The organism is Apibacter sp. B3935 (genome assembly GCF_009827705.1).
Taxonomy (GTDB): Bacteria; Bacteroidota; Bacteroidia; order Flavobacteriales; family Weeksellaceae; genus Apibacter.
This window is the reverse complement of the sequence record NZ_WINL01000001.1, coordinates 88,582-103,126: the sequence shown is the minus strand read 5'-3', so window position 1 is coordinate 103,126 and position 14,545 is coordinate 88,582. Positions and strand designations below refer to the sequence as shown.

Annotated in this window: 13 protein-coding genes and 1 tRNA gene; 9 read left to right on the top strand and 5 right to left on the bottom strand. The window is 28.1% G+C overall.

Going from position 1 to position 14,545, the window contains the following annotated elements; all coding sequences use genetic code 11:
* The first annotated feature begins 101 nt into the window (after positions 1-101).
* The 4 genes from GFV00_RS00425 to GFV00_RS00410 all read left to right on the top strand — a co-directional run bounded on the left by GFV00_RS00425 (position 102) and on the right by GFV00_RS00410 (position 3,843).
* The gene (locus GFV00_RS00425; protein WP_160556758.1) at positions 102-1,106 is read left to right on the top strand and encodes an acyltransferase family protein; all 1,005 of its coding nucleotides are present in this window, start codon (positions 102-104) and stop codon (positions 1,104-1,106) included.
* Between the two features lie 249 nt (positions 1,107-1,355).
* Positions 1,356-2,369 carry an SDR family oxidoreductase gene (locus tag GFV00_RS00420; RefSeq protein WP_160556759.1) on the top strand — a complete coding sequence of 338 codons (1,014 nt, stop codon included), beginning with the start codon at positions 1,356-1,358 and terminating at the stop codon, positions 2,367-2,369.
* Positions 2,362-3,417, top strand: a complete 1,056-nt coding sequence (locus GFV00_RS00415; protein ID WP_160556760.1) for a diphosphomevalonate/mevalonate 3,5-bisphosphate decarboxylase family protein — start codon at positions 2,362-2,364, stop codon at positions 3,415-3,417. The genes GFV00_RS00420 and GFV00_RS00415 overlap by 8 nt, the downstream gene beginning before the upstream one ends.
* Before the next feature lie 153 nt (positions 3,418-3,570).
* Positions 3,571-3,843 carry an HU family DNA-binding protein gene (locus tag GFV00_RS00410; protein ID WP_160543131.1) on the top strand — a complete coding sequence of 91 codons (273 nt, stop codon included), beginning with the start codon at positions 3,571-3,573 and terminating at the stop codon, positions 3,841-3,843.
* A gap of 102 nt (positions 3,844-3,945) precedes the next feature.
* On the opposite strand, the gene GFV00_RS00405 is transcribed toward GFV00_RS00410, so the two are convergent.
* The 3 genes from GFV00_RS00405 to GFV00_RS00395 form a co-directional block, all read right to left on the bottom strand.
* Positions 3,946-4,341, bottom strand: a complete 396-nt coding sequence (locus GFV00_RS00405) for a hypothetical protein (protein WP_160556761.1) — start codon at positions 4,339-4,341, stop codon at positions 3,946-3,948.
* Positions 4,328-4,666 carry a phage holin family protein gene (locus GFV00_RS00400; RefSeq protein ID WP_160543133.1) on the bottom strand — a complete coding sequence of 113 codons (339 nt, stop codon included), beginning with the start codon at positions 4,664-4,666 and terminating at the stop codon, positions 4,328-4,330. Before GFV00_RS00400 ends, GFV00_RS00405 begins: the two co-directional genes overlap by 14 nt.
* Before the next feature lie 69 nt (positions 4,667-4,735).
* On the bottom strand, positions 4,736-5,017 hold the full coding sequence (locus tag GFV00_RS00395; RefSeq protein WP_160543134.1) for a YtxH domain-containing protein: 282 nt from the start codon (positions 5,015-5,017) through the stop codon (positions 4,736-4,738).
* Positions 5,018-5,251: 234 nt separating this feature from the next.
* Here GFV00_RS00395 and GFV00_RS00390 point away from each other — a divergent pair, with 234 nt between their 5' ends.
* The 5 genes from GFV00_RS00390 to GFV00_RS00370 all read left to right on the top strand — a co-directional run bounded on the left by GFV00_RS00390 (position 5,252) and on the right by GFV00_RS00370 (position 9,762).
* Positions 5,252-6,451: a pyridoxal phosphate-dependent aminotransferase gene (locus GFV00_RS00390; RefSeq protein ID WP_160556762.1), complete on the top strand. Its 1,200-nt coding sequence runs from the start codon at positions 5,252-5,254 to the stop codon at positions 6,449-6,451.
* Positions 6,448-7,473 carry a UDP-N-acetylmuramate dehydrogenase gene (murB, locus tag GFV00_RS00385; protein WP_160556763.1) on the top strand — a complete coding sequence of 342 codons (1,026 nt, stop codon included), beginning with the start codon at positions 6,448-6,450 and terminating at the stop codon, positions 7,471-7,473. Before GFV00_RS00390 ends, murB begins: the two co-directional genes overlap by 4 nt.
* Positions 7,474-7,501: 28 nt before the next feature.
* Positions 7,502-8,518, top strand: coding sequence for a tetraacyldisaccharide 4'-kinase (gene lpxK, locus GFV00_RS00380; RefSeq protein ID WP_160556764.1), 1,017 nt, complete (start codon positions 7,502-7,504; stop codon positions 8,516-8,518).
* A 93-nt stretch (positions 8,519-8,611) separates the two neighbouring features.
* Complete coding sequence (locus GFV00_RS00375) at positions 8,612-9,292, top strand: hypothetical protein (RefSeq protein ID WP_160556765.1); 681 nt, start codon at positions 8,612-8,614, stop codon at positions 9,290-9,292.
* A gap of 394 nt (positions 9,293-9,686) precedes the next feature.
* Positions 9,687-9,762: transfer RNA gene (locus GFV00_RS00370), tRNA-Met, on the top strand.
* A 205-nt stretch (positions 9,763-9,967) separates the two neighbouring features.
* Here the strand turns inward: GFV00_RS00370 and GFV00_RS00365 are convergent.
* Both GFV00_RS00365 and GFV00_RS00360 read right to left on the bottom strand, forming a co-directional pair.
* Positions 9,968-11,758 carry a DGQHR domain-containing protein gene (locus tag GFV00_RS00365; RefSeq protein WP_160556766.1) on the bottom strand — a complete coding sequence of 597 codons (1,791 nt, stop codon included), beginning with the start codon at positions 11,756-11,758 and terminating at the stop codon, positions 9,968-9,970.
* 5 nt (positions 11,759-11,763) lie between these two features.
* On the bottom strand, positions 11,764-13,026 hold the full coding sequence (locus tag GFV00_RS00360; RefSeq protein ID WP_185149965.1) for a site-specific DNA-methyltransferase: 1,263 nt from the start codon (positions 13,024-13,026) through the stop codon (positions 11,764-11,766).
* Positions 13,027-14,545 lie beyond the last annotated feature (1,519 nt).

Here is a 14,545-nt window from a genome sequence, read left to right as displayed (position 1 = left end):
TTTTAGGCTTGAAATAAAATTTTTTATAATATACTTATTAATTTGGACTTTTACTATTATATTTATAGTTTTGTCGTCGTTAATTTAATTGCTTTTTAACAATGAACAGGAATAAGACCTTTGACTCTTTGAAATTTATATTAGTTTGTTTTGTAGTATATGCTCATACTACCGAAAACCTTTACAAAGATAGAGGAACAGCAGTTTTAGTTAGCTTTCTCTCCACTTTTACCATGCCTCTTTTTATATTTATATCCGGCTATTTTTCAAAAAACATTACGTGGGATAAATATATCAAATCATTTAAATCTTTAGGGCTCACCTACTTAGCAGCACAGCTAACTTATTCCATCCCTTTCATAACTGTACAAGCAGTAACCCTTCCTGCGGATCAATTTAATATTGTTCAAAAAATTATTTCGATTTTCATTCTTCCTTATGGAGGGCTTTGGTATGTGGTTGGTCTATTAGTTTGGAGATTACTGGTTTACTATATTGCTAAGTTAAATTTAAAATTCCCATTAGTGTTTAGTTTATCTCTGATTATACCTTTACTGTTTGGCTTTATAGATATCCAATTAAATGCCTTCAGAGTAATTACCTTCTTTCCGTACTTTGTATTAGGTTATTATTGCAATGAACAAATGTTCAATAAGATCAGAAAAGTTAATCCTATTATACCCGTTGCTATTTTATTAACCATATTCACCGGCTTATACTTTGCTAAAAACCTTTTTTATTTCGTGATGGCTACTTTTGGGGAAGGATCTTATAAAAGTACTTATCCGACTCTTTTACAGGGATTTTTATATAGAGCATCTTTCTATTTAATTAGTATGATAAGCATTACTTGCGTAATAAATTTAGCAACTGATCGATTTTATAAATTAGGTAAATATTCGTTGGGAATATTTTTGGTGCATCCTTGTGTTATTTTTATAATATCCGGTATCAGGATGTATTTACTTCCTCCTTTAGATATTACCTACCCGATTCTTTTTGATTTTCCACTAGCAATGGTTATAAGCTTTATAAGTTTATATTTATCGGAAATAAAACCGGTCCAATATTGGATGAGTCCAATTATGTTTTTTCAAAAAAAATAAAAAAATTGCCTGTTTAATACAGGCATTTTTTTTGTTATACACCCTTTTATAAATACTCATACTTTTATATAAAGATTTTAGAGATAATTTTTTAATAAGCATTTTATATGTATATTATTTAATTTGTTAAATTGTATTTGATAAATAATAAGCTTATTTTTTTATTCAAACTAACTACTTTATATTTTCAAAACTTAAGCTAATTTCACTAATATATAAAATTAAAAAGCTGTAATTTAGCAATCCATTATGATATTAGTTACAGGAGGTACGGGCTTAGTAGGAAGCTATCTTTTAGTAAAGTTAGCCGAAAAAGGTGAGCAAGTTAAAGCTTTATATAGATCGGAAGATTCTAAACAAGAAGTTTTCAACTTGTTTAAATTATACGAACCGGAAAGATTTAACGAATTATATGATTCTTTACAATGGATTAAAGGGGATATTCTTGATATTATTTCCCTGGAAGAAGCTTTTATAGGTGTAACAAAAGTATATCATGTTGCCGGAAAGGTTAGTTTTGATGAAAAAGATAAAAAAGAATTACGCAAGATAAATATTGAAGGAACTCAAAATATGGTTAATTTATCTATTAATCATAAAATAGATAAATTTTGTTATATAAGTTCAATCGCCACCTTAGACTCTAACTTTGAAGATTCTTCAATTAATGAAAATGCTGAGTGGAATTTTAAATTCAATCATTCATCCTATGCTTGCTCAAAATACGGAGCTGAAATGGAAGTGTGGAGAGGTTCTCAAGAAGGATTAAATGTGTTAGTTGTATATCCGGGTATCGTATTAGGTTCCGGAAATTGGAAACGAGGCAATGGATTACTCTATGATCAGGCATATGCAAATCGAGCCTATTATACTTCGGGGATCACCGGATGTATAGATGCTTCGGATGTCGCCGATATTTGTATACAACTTATGGATGAACCTTCAATAAGTAATGAAAAATTTATTTTAACTGCAGACAACATATCGTATAAAAACCTCATGTGCCTGTTAAGAAAAGAATTGAACAGGAAACCTCCCATTAAAATATCTAATTCATTATTAAAAAGGATATCCGTATTGTCTCGATTTTTACCCGGTAAGAAAACTATAAGTAAGCCTGTTTACTTAGCATTGACTTCTCAAAACACCTATTCCAACGACAAGATAAAAAAATTATTGTCGTATGCATTCATACCTATTCAAGATTCATTAAAATTTCACGCTAAAAATTATCTACAATATAAAAAATTAAATAATGACTGAGGAAAATTTTATTCCATCTGAAACGTATAAAAATATAGAAAATGGAGAAGTAAAAGCTAAATGCAGTTCAAACATAGCATTAGTTAAATATTGGGGTAAATATGACGCACAATTACCTGCCAACCCATCCATAAGTTACACACTTACCGAAAGTTTTACGGAAACATCAATCCAATTTCAAAAATCCGACACCTTTTCGGTAAAAGTATATCTTGAAGACCAAATTCAAGAAAATTTCGCAGCAAAAATTCATACCTATTTTCTATCTATAAAAAAGTATTTACCATTCATTGACCAATATTCATACTCCATACATACAAAAAACTCTTTTCCTCACAGTAGTGGAATTGCTTCATCTGCATCCGGATTTGGTGCTTTGGCCTTATGTCTTATGAATATGAACGAATTATTGGGAGAGAAAAATTCTGAAGAGTTTACGTTAAGAAAAGCTTCTTTTTTGGCTAGATTGGGCTCCGGAAGTGCATGCAGATCAATTTACAAGGGATTGGCTATATGGGGTAAAAGCCCAAATATACCTTCCACTTCCGATTTATATGCTATTCCTTTTCCCTATGAAATAGCTCCTATATTTAAAGAAATTCAAGATACCATTTTATTGGTCCATGAAGGATCTAAACAAGTGAGCAGCTCCGTTGGCCATAGTTTAATGAAAGGACATCCCTATGCATCCACACGTTTCCAAGAAGCAAATAAAAATTTATCTGAAGTTAGCGATTTGATTCAATCCGGAGATTGGGAACAATTTGGTAAAATAGTTGAACATGAAGCATTGACACTTCATGCCATGATGATGACTTCTACCCCGCCCTATATTTTGATTAAGCCTAACACTTTGGCGATCATTGATAAAATTTGGAAATTCAGACACGATTCTAACGCTCAATTATATTTTACTTTGGATGCCGGAGCTAATATACATTTGCTTTATCCTGAAAGAGAAAAAGGTCTGATTACCAGTTTTATAAAAAATGATCTTATTAAATATACTGAAAATGGAAATTTAATATTAGATAGGGTTTTATTTTAAACATAAGGTATAAAAAAACAATTTAATTCTTAACAAAAAAATGTAAAGTCTTCTTTGTTAGAACGAAAAAAAGAGGGAATTTGCTTGTTTATATCAAACAAAATATTACCTTTGTTAAATTAAGATAAATAACCTTATTAAAATTAAATCATCATGAACAAATCAGAATTAATTGATGCAATTGCAGCTGATGCTGATATTACTAAAGCAGCAGCAAAAAAAGCTTTAGATTCATTTTTGAATAATGTAACCAAAGCATTAAAAAAAGGAGACAAAGTTACTCTTGTAGGTTTTGGAACTTTTTCTGTTTCTAAAAGGAGTGCAAGAGAAGGAATTAATCCTCAGACAAAAGCTAAAATTAAAATTCCTGCTAAGAAAGTTGCTAAATTTAAAGCAGGTGCAGAATTATCCTCTGCAGTTAACTAGATAAACTAAATTAATTAAGTTTAAAAAAATTAAAGGCTGTTATTATAATAGCCTTTTTATTTATTTTGTAATGGATTTGATATGTATTTAAAATACTACTTTCTAAATTTCGTCATCTTCATTAAAATTCCTCAGAGCTTTAACTTCATTTCTGTTACGTATAGATGATAAAATATTCCTACCTCTAGAAATGACCATAGGAACAACATAAGAAGAAGCTAACATGATCAATTTCCCTGATAAGGATTTCTTATTTACAAACCTTGAAATTACTTTTTCAGTTCCGAAACCTATTCCAAAATTAATTAGCATCTTTAAGAGATTTGAATTAGAAGCAAAGTTTAATGCTTTGTTTCCTACATTATCATTAACTAAACCTAAGGTTTCAGATAAATGACTTAGGGAGAGTTTATTCTCCATATCAGAAATCTCATCTTTTAATACACGTTTACGTAGTAAAAAATCTTCGTACGTATATCTTCCGTTAGTTTTTGTCATTAAGTTCATTTTCTTTTACATTTAAATGTAATTCAATAATTTTCCTCTCAATAAATTTTTTGATTTTCGAATAATTGGAAAGAAGAATCATAAAAATGATGAGATAGATACAAGAAATAATTAAAATGCCTAATCCCATATTATTAAAATGAGTTCCAAGCATTACTCCCAGAGCAATACTGGCTAAAAATAAGAACATCATTCCTAAGCTGAAAACAATAATGATGAAAATTACTATGCTCAACAAACCGGAAATAGTTTCAGTCAATTCCAATTTAAGAAGTTCGATTCTATTATTGATATATTTTTTTACAAAACCTAACATAAGTTATTAAAATATAGTGATAAAATTAAAAAAGAGTCATTAAAACAGACTCTTTTAAATTTTCAGTAATTATTTTTTGGTCAACTCATCGTATTCCTCCGCGAGATGATCAATTGTCTCATCTTTTTTTCTGTTAAACTCTTTTTTGTACTTATCATACCCCTCCTTCAATTCATCTTTATATTTATGATAAGAATCCTTTAGACTTTCCCCTAAATCTTCTGCTTTTCTTTTTATTTTTTTACGGGTGTTTTTACCTTTATCAGGAGCAATTAACACACCGGCAAGAAATCCGGCAACAGCTCCTAATACCATACCGGTTAAAACATTTTGAGCATTTTTATTTCCCATACTAATTACTATTAAATATTATTATAATGTTATTTTTAGAATTTTCGCACTTTATTTAAGACAAGAAAAAACAACTAAGATTGTCAATTATTTAGCTAAACATTCAAATAAATTTACTATTTATATAATATGCTTAAACTATAATAATTAAAAATTTAAAACTTATTTTTAATTTTGTTGCCTTAAACAAATTTACTCAATAAATTTGTAATTTCCAAAACAACATAAAAAATTATGCCAAAGTTCTCTTCACGAGGTTTAAATATGCCTGAGTCTCCTATAAGGAAACTAGCTCCTTATGCAGTTAAAGCAAAGGAAAAAGGGTTGCATGTATACCATTTGAATATCGGACAGCCGGATATCAAATCCCCGCAAACTTCCATCGATGTTTTAAAAAATATTGATATTGATATTTATGCGTATACTCCTTCTGAAGGAAAATTTGATTATAGAGAAACACTAAAGGATTATTATCACTCGTTAGGATTCAATGACTTAACCAGAGACAATTTTATTATTACCAACGGGGGGTCTGAAGCTCTTTCATTTTCTTTAAGTTGCTTATGCGATCATGGAGATGAAATTATCGTTCCTGAGCCGTTTTATGCAAATTATTATAGTTTTGCAGAATCTATTGGTGTTACTATAGTTCCCATTGTTTCAACTATTGACAACGGATTTTCATTACCCGATATTGAAAAATTCGAAGAAGTTATTACACCCAAAACCCGTGCAATTCTCATTACCAATCCAAGTAATCCCACAGGTTACCTTTATTCAAGAGAAGAATTGCAAAAATTGGCAGATATAGCTATTAAACACGATATATTTCTTATATCCGATGAGGTATACAGAGAATATGTATACGATGGATTACCGTTCCATTCCGTATTAGATTTTCCTGAACTTAAAGATAATGTGATTGTTGTAGATTCCGAATCCAAACGTTACAGCCTTTGTGGAATCCGTTGCGGTTTTTTAGTTACCAGAAATACAAAATTTTTGGAAATAGCCTTAAAATTCGCCCAAGCTCGTTTGAGCCCTTCTTTAATTGGACAGATTATTGCCAATGCCGCACATAAACAACCTCTGTCGTACATTGAAAACGTAAGAAAAGAATATTCGGAAAGACGGGACTTATTGGTAAAATTACTTAATGAAATCCCGGGGGTAATTTGTCCCAATCCCAAAGGATCTTTTTATTGCACTGTAGAATTGCCGGTTGATAATGCTGAGGATTTTTGTTTATGGATGTTAAAAGACTTTGAGTATGAAAACGGTACGGTTATGCTTACCCCAGCACAAGGTTTTTACTCCAACCATGAACATGGCAAAAAACAGGTTAGACTTGCTTATGTAATCAATAAAGATGACATTGCCCAATCCATAAAAATTATCAAAAAAGGTTTAGAAAAATATAATTCACTTCAATGATAGTTCAGGAGAATAAGGATATCAAAAAATTTACGACTTTTCAAGTACCTGCGCTTTGTAATTTTTTTACGGAAATATCTACACTCGAAGAGCTCAACGAGGCTTTAAATTTTTCTGAGAATCAAAATTTACCTGTATTATTTATAGGGGGAGGAAGCAATATTTTATTTACTAGAGCATTTCATGGATTGGTTATACAAGTTAATTTAAAGGGAATTCAAGAAAGGACGGGTAACGATGAGAATCATGTATTCGTATCTGCTATGGCCGGAGAAAATTGGGATTCTTTTGTGAGCTATTGTGTAGCTAAAAATTACGGAGGATTGGAAAATTTATCTTTTATTCCCGGTAATGTTGGAACCTCTCCTATACAGAATATTGGAGCTTATGGAGTTGAAATGAAAGATTCTTTTTATCAACTGAAAGCTCTTAATTTAAAATCCCGTGAAATAGAGATTTTTTCTTCTGAAGATTGTAAATTCGGATATAGAGAATCTTTTTTTAAGAATGAAGGAAAAAATAATTATGCCATTATTGAAGTTACTTTTCGATTAACCACTAAAAAACATAAACTTAAACTCTCATATGGAGATATAAAAGAAGAACTTATAAAAAATAATATTTCTGAACCCTCTTTGCTGGACGTAAGAAATCAAATTATAGCTACCCGTAAACGTAAACTTCCTGATCCCGCACTTTTGGGAAATGCAGGAAGCTTTTTTAAAAATCCGATTATAACGATTGATCAATTAACTAAAATTCAAGAAAATTACCCGAATATACCTTTTTATACCATTTCCGATACTTGGGTTAAGATTCCTGCTGCTTGGTTAATTGAAAAAGCCGGTTGGAAAGGCCAAAAAATCGGAAACGTGGGTGTGCACGAAAAACAACCGTTGGTGTTAGTTAATCTGCATAATGCCGACGGAGAAGAAATTTTATCACTATCAAACTCTATAATTGAAGATGTTAATAAAATTTTTAACATTCAATTAGAACGAGAAGTAAATATCATCTTATAAATTTATATTTTTGCTTCCTTATTAAAATATGAAGATATTCCTTTATCCCTTTGCCGGTCTGTATTGGCTGGTTACTTATATTAGAAATAAATTTTTTGATTGGGGACTTTTACATTCAAAAAGTTACAAAAAACCGATTATTACGGTAGGAAATTTAAGCGTTGGAGGAACGGGTAAATCACCTTTCGTTATATATTTAATCGGATTGTTGAAAGATACTCATCTTATAGGCGTTTTAAGCCGCGGCTATGGAAGGAAATCCAAAGGTTTCCATTTTGCAAATTATACTACCAGTTATGAAGATATTGGTGATGAACCCATGCAATTTTTTTTACGTTTTAAAAACAAAATAATTGTAGGAGTAGACGAAAAAAGAGCCCATGGAATCGACAATTTAATTAAGGATTTTAATCCTGATCTTTTTATTTTAGATGATGCTTTTCAACATCGGTATGTAAAGGCGGGATTGAATATTCTTTTAACAGATTACAGTCATCCCTATTATGAAGATCATATTTTACCTGTTGGACGTTTACGTGAAGGCAGATATGGTGCTAGAAGGGCACAAATAGTTGTTGTTACCAAATGTCCCGAAAATTTAGATGAAGAAAATAAAAAGACCATTGAACGAAAATTAAAATTACAACCCTATCAATCATTGTTTTTTTCAACGATCATATATGAAAAACAGGTGATCTCTTCTACTTTAACTTTACCTATTGATGATCTGCTTTCTTATCAGATCCTATTAGTAACAGGAATAGCTAAATATCAGGATATATTGGAATTTGCGGAAAGTAAATTTTCATCGGTTACTCATTTACAATTTAAAGATCATCATAATTTTTCGGAAGCGGATATTGTGGAAATTGAAAAAGCTTATCAAAAATTAGATGGAAAAGCAGTCATTTTAACTACTGAAAAAGACTTTATGCGGTTAAAACATTTTCAACAACTGCAAGATATTCTTTTTTATCTTCCTATTAATATTAAATTAGACAGACCGGAAGAGTTTAAAAAATTACTAACGAAATTCGCAGGATAAAGAGAGGTACTCATCTTTGAAATAGAAATTTATCTATATTTGAATGGATTTCCTTATCTTTATCACAAAATTTTAACATTAAATTACCTTTACATGAATAAAAAGATATTATTTTGGGTTTTTCTTATTACGGGAATAATATGGATTTTAGGGGCAAGTTATTGGTATATATGGATTGAAAATCTGGATTTAAGCAAATTAAATTTAAGCAGTAATGACCCGAATACTAAGGCTTTTTTTAAAGCTGTTTCTGTGGTATTCGTACCTTTATTGATCACAGCTTTTCTTTTTTATTTTATAGGTTTATTGTTTGGTAAAAAAGAGGAAAAATATTTTACGGATATTGAAAAAGAAAATGAGCAATTAAAAAATGAAATTGCCACGCATATTGATAAAATTGAAACCATGAAGGTTTTATATACCGGTGGAAAAATCAGAAGAAGACCCATAGAGACGCTTGAAAACACCTCAACCCTCTCTGCTTCTGAAAACGGTATTGTTGATGAAGAAAATAAAGAAAATACGCCCATTAAAAATGATGATTTAAAAATTATTGAAGGTATTGGTGAACGTATTGAATTCTTTTTAAATGAAAGCGGCATTTATACTTGGGAACAACTTTCTCAACAATCTGTAGATTCATTGAAAAATATTCTTGAGCTTTATGAAGGAGCTTCTTATCGTATACACAATCCAAACCATTGGCCGCAACTGGCTGAACTGGCAGCAAAAGATCGATGGGATGAGTTTGAGGCTTTGCAAAAGTCATTGTAGAACAAATTCTGTTTCTTTTTTTTATTTATAAAATATAAAATCGAGAAATTTTAAAATTATATTCTTATTTGATTTATTGACATTTTGATTTTAATTGCAAAGTCTTAAAAATTAAATGCCTCCATCGTTAATTATTGGTAAATACTTAAACGTAATTATAAATCTATCAATAATCTTTACTAAATCTTTTTTAAATAAGTTATCTGACGTTTTCAATTCTTATATGTATAAAGGGTTGATAGAGTTACTTTTAACTCAGCTTTTTTTGATGCGGACTATCTATTTTATCAAGATAAATTCTATTTTAATTGTAAAAAATTCACTTTTTACCTGAAAATTTTTAAATAAAACTTGCATTGTAACAAATTTGTTGTATATTTGCACTCACAAACACCGCGGGATGGAGCAGTAGGTAGCTCGTCGGGCTCATAACCCGAAGGCCACAGGTTCGAGTCCTGTTCCCGCTACCAAGTTTAAAAGAGAATCAAGAATATTGATTCTCTTTTTTTTTATTATATTGTTAAGAAACTACTATATAATTTTAACTCCTAAAAAATATTTAAATTTTGTCACTTCGTTCTGAATAAAACCCAACAATTTGGGGACATATTCTTGAAAATAAAAAACATTAAAAACAAAAAGAAATCTATATAGAATTTCTTATTATAAATCATATCATAAAAAATATTTTTTGTAAATATCTTCTCCCATTTTTCTATATTGACTTGACTTATAATTTTTAAACGGAAATTTATTTAATCCTTCTAATTTTTTGGAATATTCTGAATATTGATTTAATTTTTTGTTTTCTATAAGTAATCTAAGCACATTTAGAAAACCATTAAAAAAAGTTACATTTAATATTCCTTTTTGAGTTTTATGGCTATATAATGACCATTGATCCTTATCTAAATTGTTTTTAACAGCAATAAATAAATCTCTAATTCTTTGGACACTATAATTTATATATTCATCTAATAAATCAAAATTTTCTATATTATTATCTTTTAATTTTTCTTTATCATTTCTATCCCATATATAAAATAAACTATCATGAGTTTTTTCATTATCAAGTTTAATTAGTGGCCTTAATCCAAAACTAACAATAGATGCTGTTTTTAATTTTCCTTTTTCAAAGCTATATTGTTCTATTAAATTTTCAAATGGACCACTCTCATTAAGTTTTATCAAAATTCTTTTTCCAATAGCTATATTAGAAAAAGGTCTTATCATTAATTCTATTTCTTGTTTTAATTTAGATTTTACATTCGTTTGGTTAGAATTAATTTCCAAGAATAAGTTAGCCTCAAATTTTAATCTTGTTGATTGATTTTCATTTTTAGGAAAAATAATTCCTGTAACTAAAAGGTTTTGTATTTTTCTCAAGGATTTAATTTTTTCTTCATAAGAATCATTTCCTTCATGATACGCATAAGTTCTATGCTGTCCATCAATTATCCCAATAATATTACATTCATCATTAATCTCAATTTGAGCTGGAGTAACTCTTGTTTTAGAAGAATTAACAAATTGTCCATTTTCATCAATTTGCAATTGATTTCCATCTTCATCATATAGTTTTATCTTAGATTCTGAAATTGTAGAAATAATATTATTAATAAAGACTCGCTTTTTTTCAGACAAATATTTACGCATACTTGAAATCTTGCTTCCTTCAATCATACGTTGATAATAACCAATATTTTCTTTTTTTCTCCATCCCTCTTGACGTAAAACATAAGCTCTTCTCATTAGAGATTCTGCATCAATGTAAAAAGATACAATTTTATATCCTTCTTTAAAAGAACTTTTTTCTTCTGGAAGTATATGTCCTAAATATTTATTTTTTTGAGAATTTTCACTTTTTAAAATATTTTCACCAAATTCATCAAATGGTAATTGGATATAATCGCAAAATTCATATTTACCTGTCTTTTTTATAACTTTACACAATAATTTAAAATATTGAACAAGATTATAATCAAAAAAATATACTCCTTTAGCTATGTTTTTATGTTCTTCAGCAACGTTATATCTTGAACAGTATAAGATTCGTACTCTTAGCTGATTAAGAGTATAACTTGTTTCTATATTTTCATTATAATATTTTTTAAAACTATTTAATTTAGGTTCATTGAGTAAGAATTCTATAAATTCTTTCTCGTTTTTAAGTACTTTATTGTAAAAAAAAGATTTGTTTTTTATATGATTTCCAGGGTTTTCTGATATGGTATATTCAGTAATTAAAATTACATTCTCACAGATAAATATATCGTCCATTTCAGATGTTCTATCTTTATAGTGAATCTGTTTTCCATCAATATTAGGCAATCGTATAAATCCTAAATTTTTAAAAATTGTTCTTATTTCATTTTCCTGAGTTCTTTTTAATTTATTTTGATTTTTTTGCTCAGGCGTCAATTTTTGAACTATTTTTTTTGAAGATATCTTTATTCTTTTGGCCATAATTATTAATTATAATCATTTTCATTAAAATCTACACATATTTCACTAATGACTTTAATTTTAGAAGATGTTGAAGGTAAATCAGAATATGAATATGTGTTAGTATTTGTGTAGTTATAATATTTTTTAGAATTAAATTCTTTATTTTTTAAAAATTTGAAAACTGGATTTATACCAAATTTAGAAAGAGGAGGTTTACTTGTTAAATCATTTATTTCATTTATTAAAAACTTTTTTTTATTTGAAATATCTCCTATAATTTGATATTCAACGTTTATATGGGTTTTGCTATCATTAATATACTCTTTTATCTTAACAAAAATTTTTAAATCAAGTTCAAATTTCTTTTCAATTTCATTAATTAATATACGACCATATTTTAAAGATCTTAAATTAAGTATTCTTTTTCTAAATTCCTCTTGATCAGTTATTTTCTGTAATAAAAGATAATCCTTTTTTGATTGCTCTAAATTCTTTTTTAGATAATCATCAAACATTTCGATATAAGTAGTATTTAATTCAAATCCAATATATTTTCTATTCATTGATGCAGATTGGAATGGAACAGATCCACTTCCAGCAAAAGGGTCTAAAATGATATCTTCTTCATTTGAACTAATTTCGATTATAGTAGCCACCATTTCTTTCGGTAGGGGGCAAAAATGACGAATATATTTATCACCCCAAGATCCTTGAACAGGAATTGGAAATTCCCATATTTCATCCAAAGCTTTACCTCTAGGGTTATAACGCTCAGGATATTTAACCCACCATTTTTTTAATTGATTTACATCAAAATTTCTGACTTTATCCTTATTATATTTAAATTTTTCTGACTTTGCAAAAAATAAAATATATTCAAACTTTCTTTGGACAAAGCCATTATTTGACCAAGGAACAGTTTTGTCTTTTTTCCAAATAATAATGTCTTGTAGTAACCATCCTATTTCTTTTAGCTTATTAGAAAGATCAAAAGGAAGAGTAACAACTTGATTTTCTCTTTTAAAAGTATCAATAATTATCCATAGACTACCATCTTTTTCTGTTATCTGAAATATCTTCTCAAATATGTCTTTTAAATCATTAAGATACTCTTGATATGATTGACCATAGCCAATCTGATTATCTGAACCATAATCTTTCATATCAAAATAGGGAGGAGAGGTAATAGTCGAATTAATTGAAATAGACTTACCAAGAAAATCTAAAATATTTCTTGCATCTTTATTGAAAATTTTATTTAAAATATCATTCTTTATTTTCTTCATTAATAAACTTCCAATAATTTGTTACTTAAGTAAGTTAAAAATTTCATAATATGCAAAACTACATAATAATAAGATAAAATCCTAATGGAATTTTTTTTAGATAGATTTTACATGTGTAACCTACATAAAAATATACTCTCACTAATATTAAATGAAGACCTTCCATCACTAATATATAATATAGAAAACTTAAATATTTTGAGATAATAAAAATTCAATAAGAATCTTGGTCTTTTTCCGCTGTATTTTTATTTACCGGTGACTTTACTAACTCAATAACATAAATCAATGATAAAAATTATCACCTTCAAAGAAAGAAAATGAGAAGATTCAAGTTACATAAGTATGAGAAATTTCTGATAGCATTGAAATGAGATAATTTTAGCAGATAGACAATTATTAAGTTAGGAATAAAATGAAATTTATTCCTTCTACTTTTGATAAAATCATTTTCCATTGTAATTATTCTTACTTCTTAAAAAAATTATAAAAGTGATTGAATTTAACAGAGAAAAATGTAACAAGCTTATAATTTAATGTATTTAGTATCTGCAATCTATTTAATAATAATCAAATAAACTTATTATTTTTTGGTTGAGTGGTAACTTATGAAAATATGTTTTCACCTTTTCTAGGCTTATTCTGGATTGTTTAAACTATGAACTGAATAAAACAAACTATTTACTCAATAATCTCTCAATCAACTCATTTTTTTCTTGAATCATGTGTTTATAGAGCTCTTTTTTTCTTTGTAAAGATCTTCTTTTACTGTATAAAGGTTAATGATATTTACTTAATCCCGTAACTTTGCTCTATGGGAAACCAATATTTATTGCATAAATGGTTTTGTTTAACTATTTCACGCTCAATAAATATATAATTTCTTATAAAATCAGGCTTTCAAAAATAAGCTGGCGATTGTCTTAGTTTTATTCTAAGGCTATATTCACGATAAGTAAGAATAAAAGGCCATTATAATTTTGTACTACATTTATAAAATTAATCTCTTTTTTAAAAATTATAAATTTTCCAGTAAACAAAGTGAATAATTTTCGAAAAGATCTATTCCTTATATATTGCTTAAATAGGTTTACTTATCCTTTTTTATAAGTAATAATTTAAATCGTAATTCATTTTCTTCATCATTATAAAACACATAATAGTTTTGTAGGTATTTTATAAGAAGTATTTTCTATATAAGTCTTATTCTCTTGATAAATTGGCAGAGCTGCAAAAAGTATTGAAACATTAGTAAATCGCTGTTGACCATCTATTATTAGCAATTGGGATATATCCGAAATGGCAAGAATGCTTTCCTGAAAATAGATCACAAACTCCATAAAGTGTCAACTGGTATATTTTCATCCAATACTTAAAATATTTTTAAATAAATCTTGACAATGTTCCAATATTTAGTTATAAATACGTTGGTATATTGGAATAACAAATTGATTACGTAATTTGAGTATAGATGCTGATTCTTTCATAGATTTTAGGTTTAAGGTTTTACGTTTACTTT

Excerpts from the sequence above, each read along its gene's own strand:
- murB (WP_160556763.1), top strand. The coding sequence starts at position 6,448 with ATGATAGTTCAGGAGAATAAGGATATCAAAAAATTTACGACTTTTCAA.
- GFV00_RS00375 (WP_160556765.1), top strand. The coding sequence starts at position 8,612 with ATGAATAAAAAGATATTATTTTGGGTTTTTCTTATTACGGGAATAATA.
- lpxK (WP_160556764.1), top strand. The coding sequence starts at position 7,502 with ATGAAGATATTCCTTTATCCCTTTGCCGGTCTGTATTGGCTGGTTACT.
- GFV00_RS00410 (WP_160543131.1), top strand. The coding sequence starts at position 3,571 with ATGAACAAATCAGAATTAATTGATGCAATTGCAGCTGATGCTGATATT.
- GFV00_RS00395 (WP_160543134.1), bottom strand. The coding sequence starts at position 5,017 with ATGGGAAATAAAAATGCTCAAAATGTTTTAACCGGTATGGTATTAGGA.
- GFV00_RS00405 (WP_160556761.1), bottom strand. The coding sequence starts at position 4,341 with ATGACAAAAACTAACGGAAGATATACGTACGAAGATTTTTTACTACGT.
- GFV00_RS00400 (WP_160543133.1), bottom strand. The coding sequence starts at position 4,666 with ATGTTAGGTTTTGTAAAAAAATATATCAATAATAGAATCGAACTTCTT.
- GFV00_RS00415 (WP_160556760.1), top strand. The coding sequence starts at position 2,362 with ATGACTGAGGAAAATTTTATTCCATCTGAAACGTATAAAAATATAGAA.
- GFV00_RS00365 (WP_160556766.1), bottom strand. The coding sequence starts at position 11,758 with ATGGCCAAAAGAATAAAGATATCTTCAAAAAAAATAGTTCAAAAATTG.
- GFV00_RS00425 (WP_160556758.1), top strand. The coding sequence starts at position 102 with ATGAACAGGAATAAGACCTTTGACTCTTTGAAATTTATATTAGTTTGT.
- GFV00_RS00360 (WP_185149965.1), bottom strand. The coding sequence starts at position 13,026 with ATGAAGAAAATAAAGAATGATATTTTAAATAAAATTTTCAATAAAGAT.
- GFV00_RS00390 (WP_160556762.1), top strand. The coding sequence starts at position 5,252 with ATGCCAAAGTTCTCTTCACGAGGTTTAAATATGCCTGAGTCTCCTATA.
- GFV00_RS00420 (WP_160556759.1), top strand. The coding sequence starts at position 1,356 with ATGATATTAGTTACAGGAGGTACGGGCTTAGTAGGAAGCTATCTTTTA.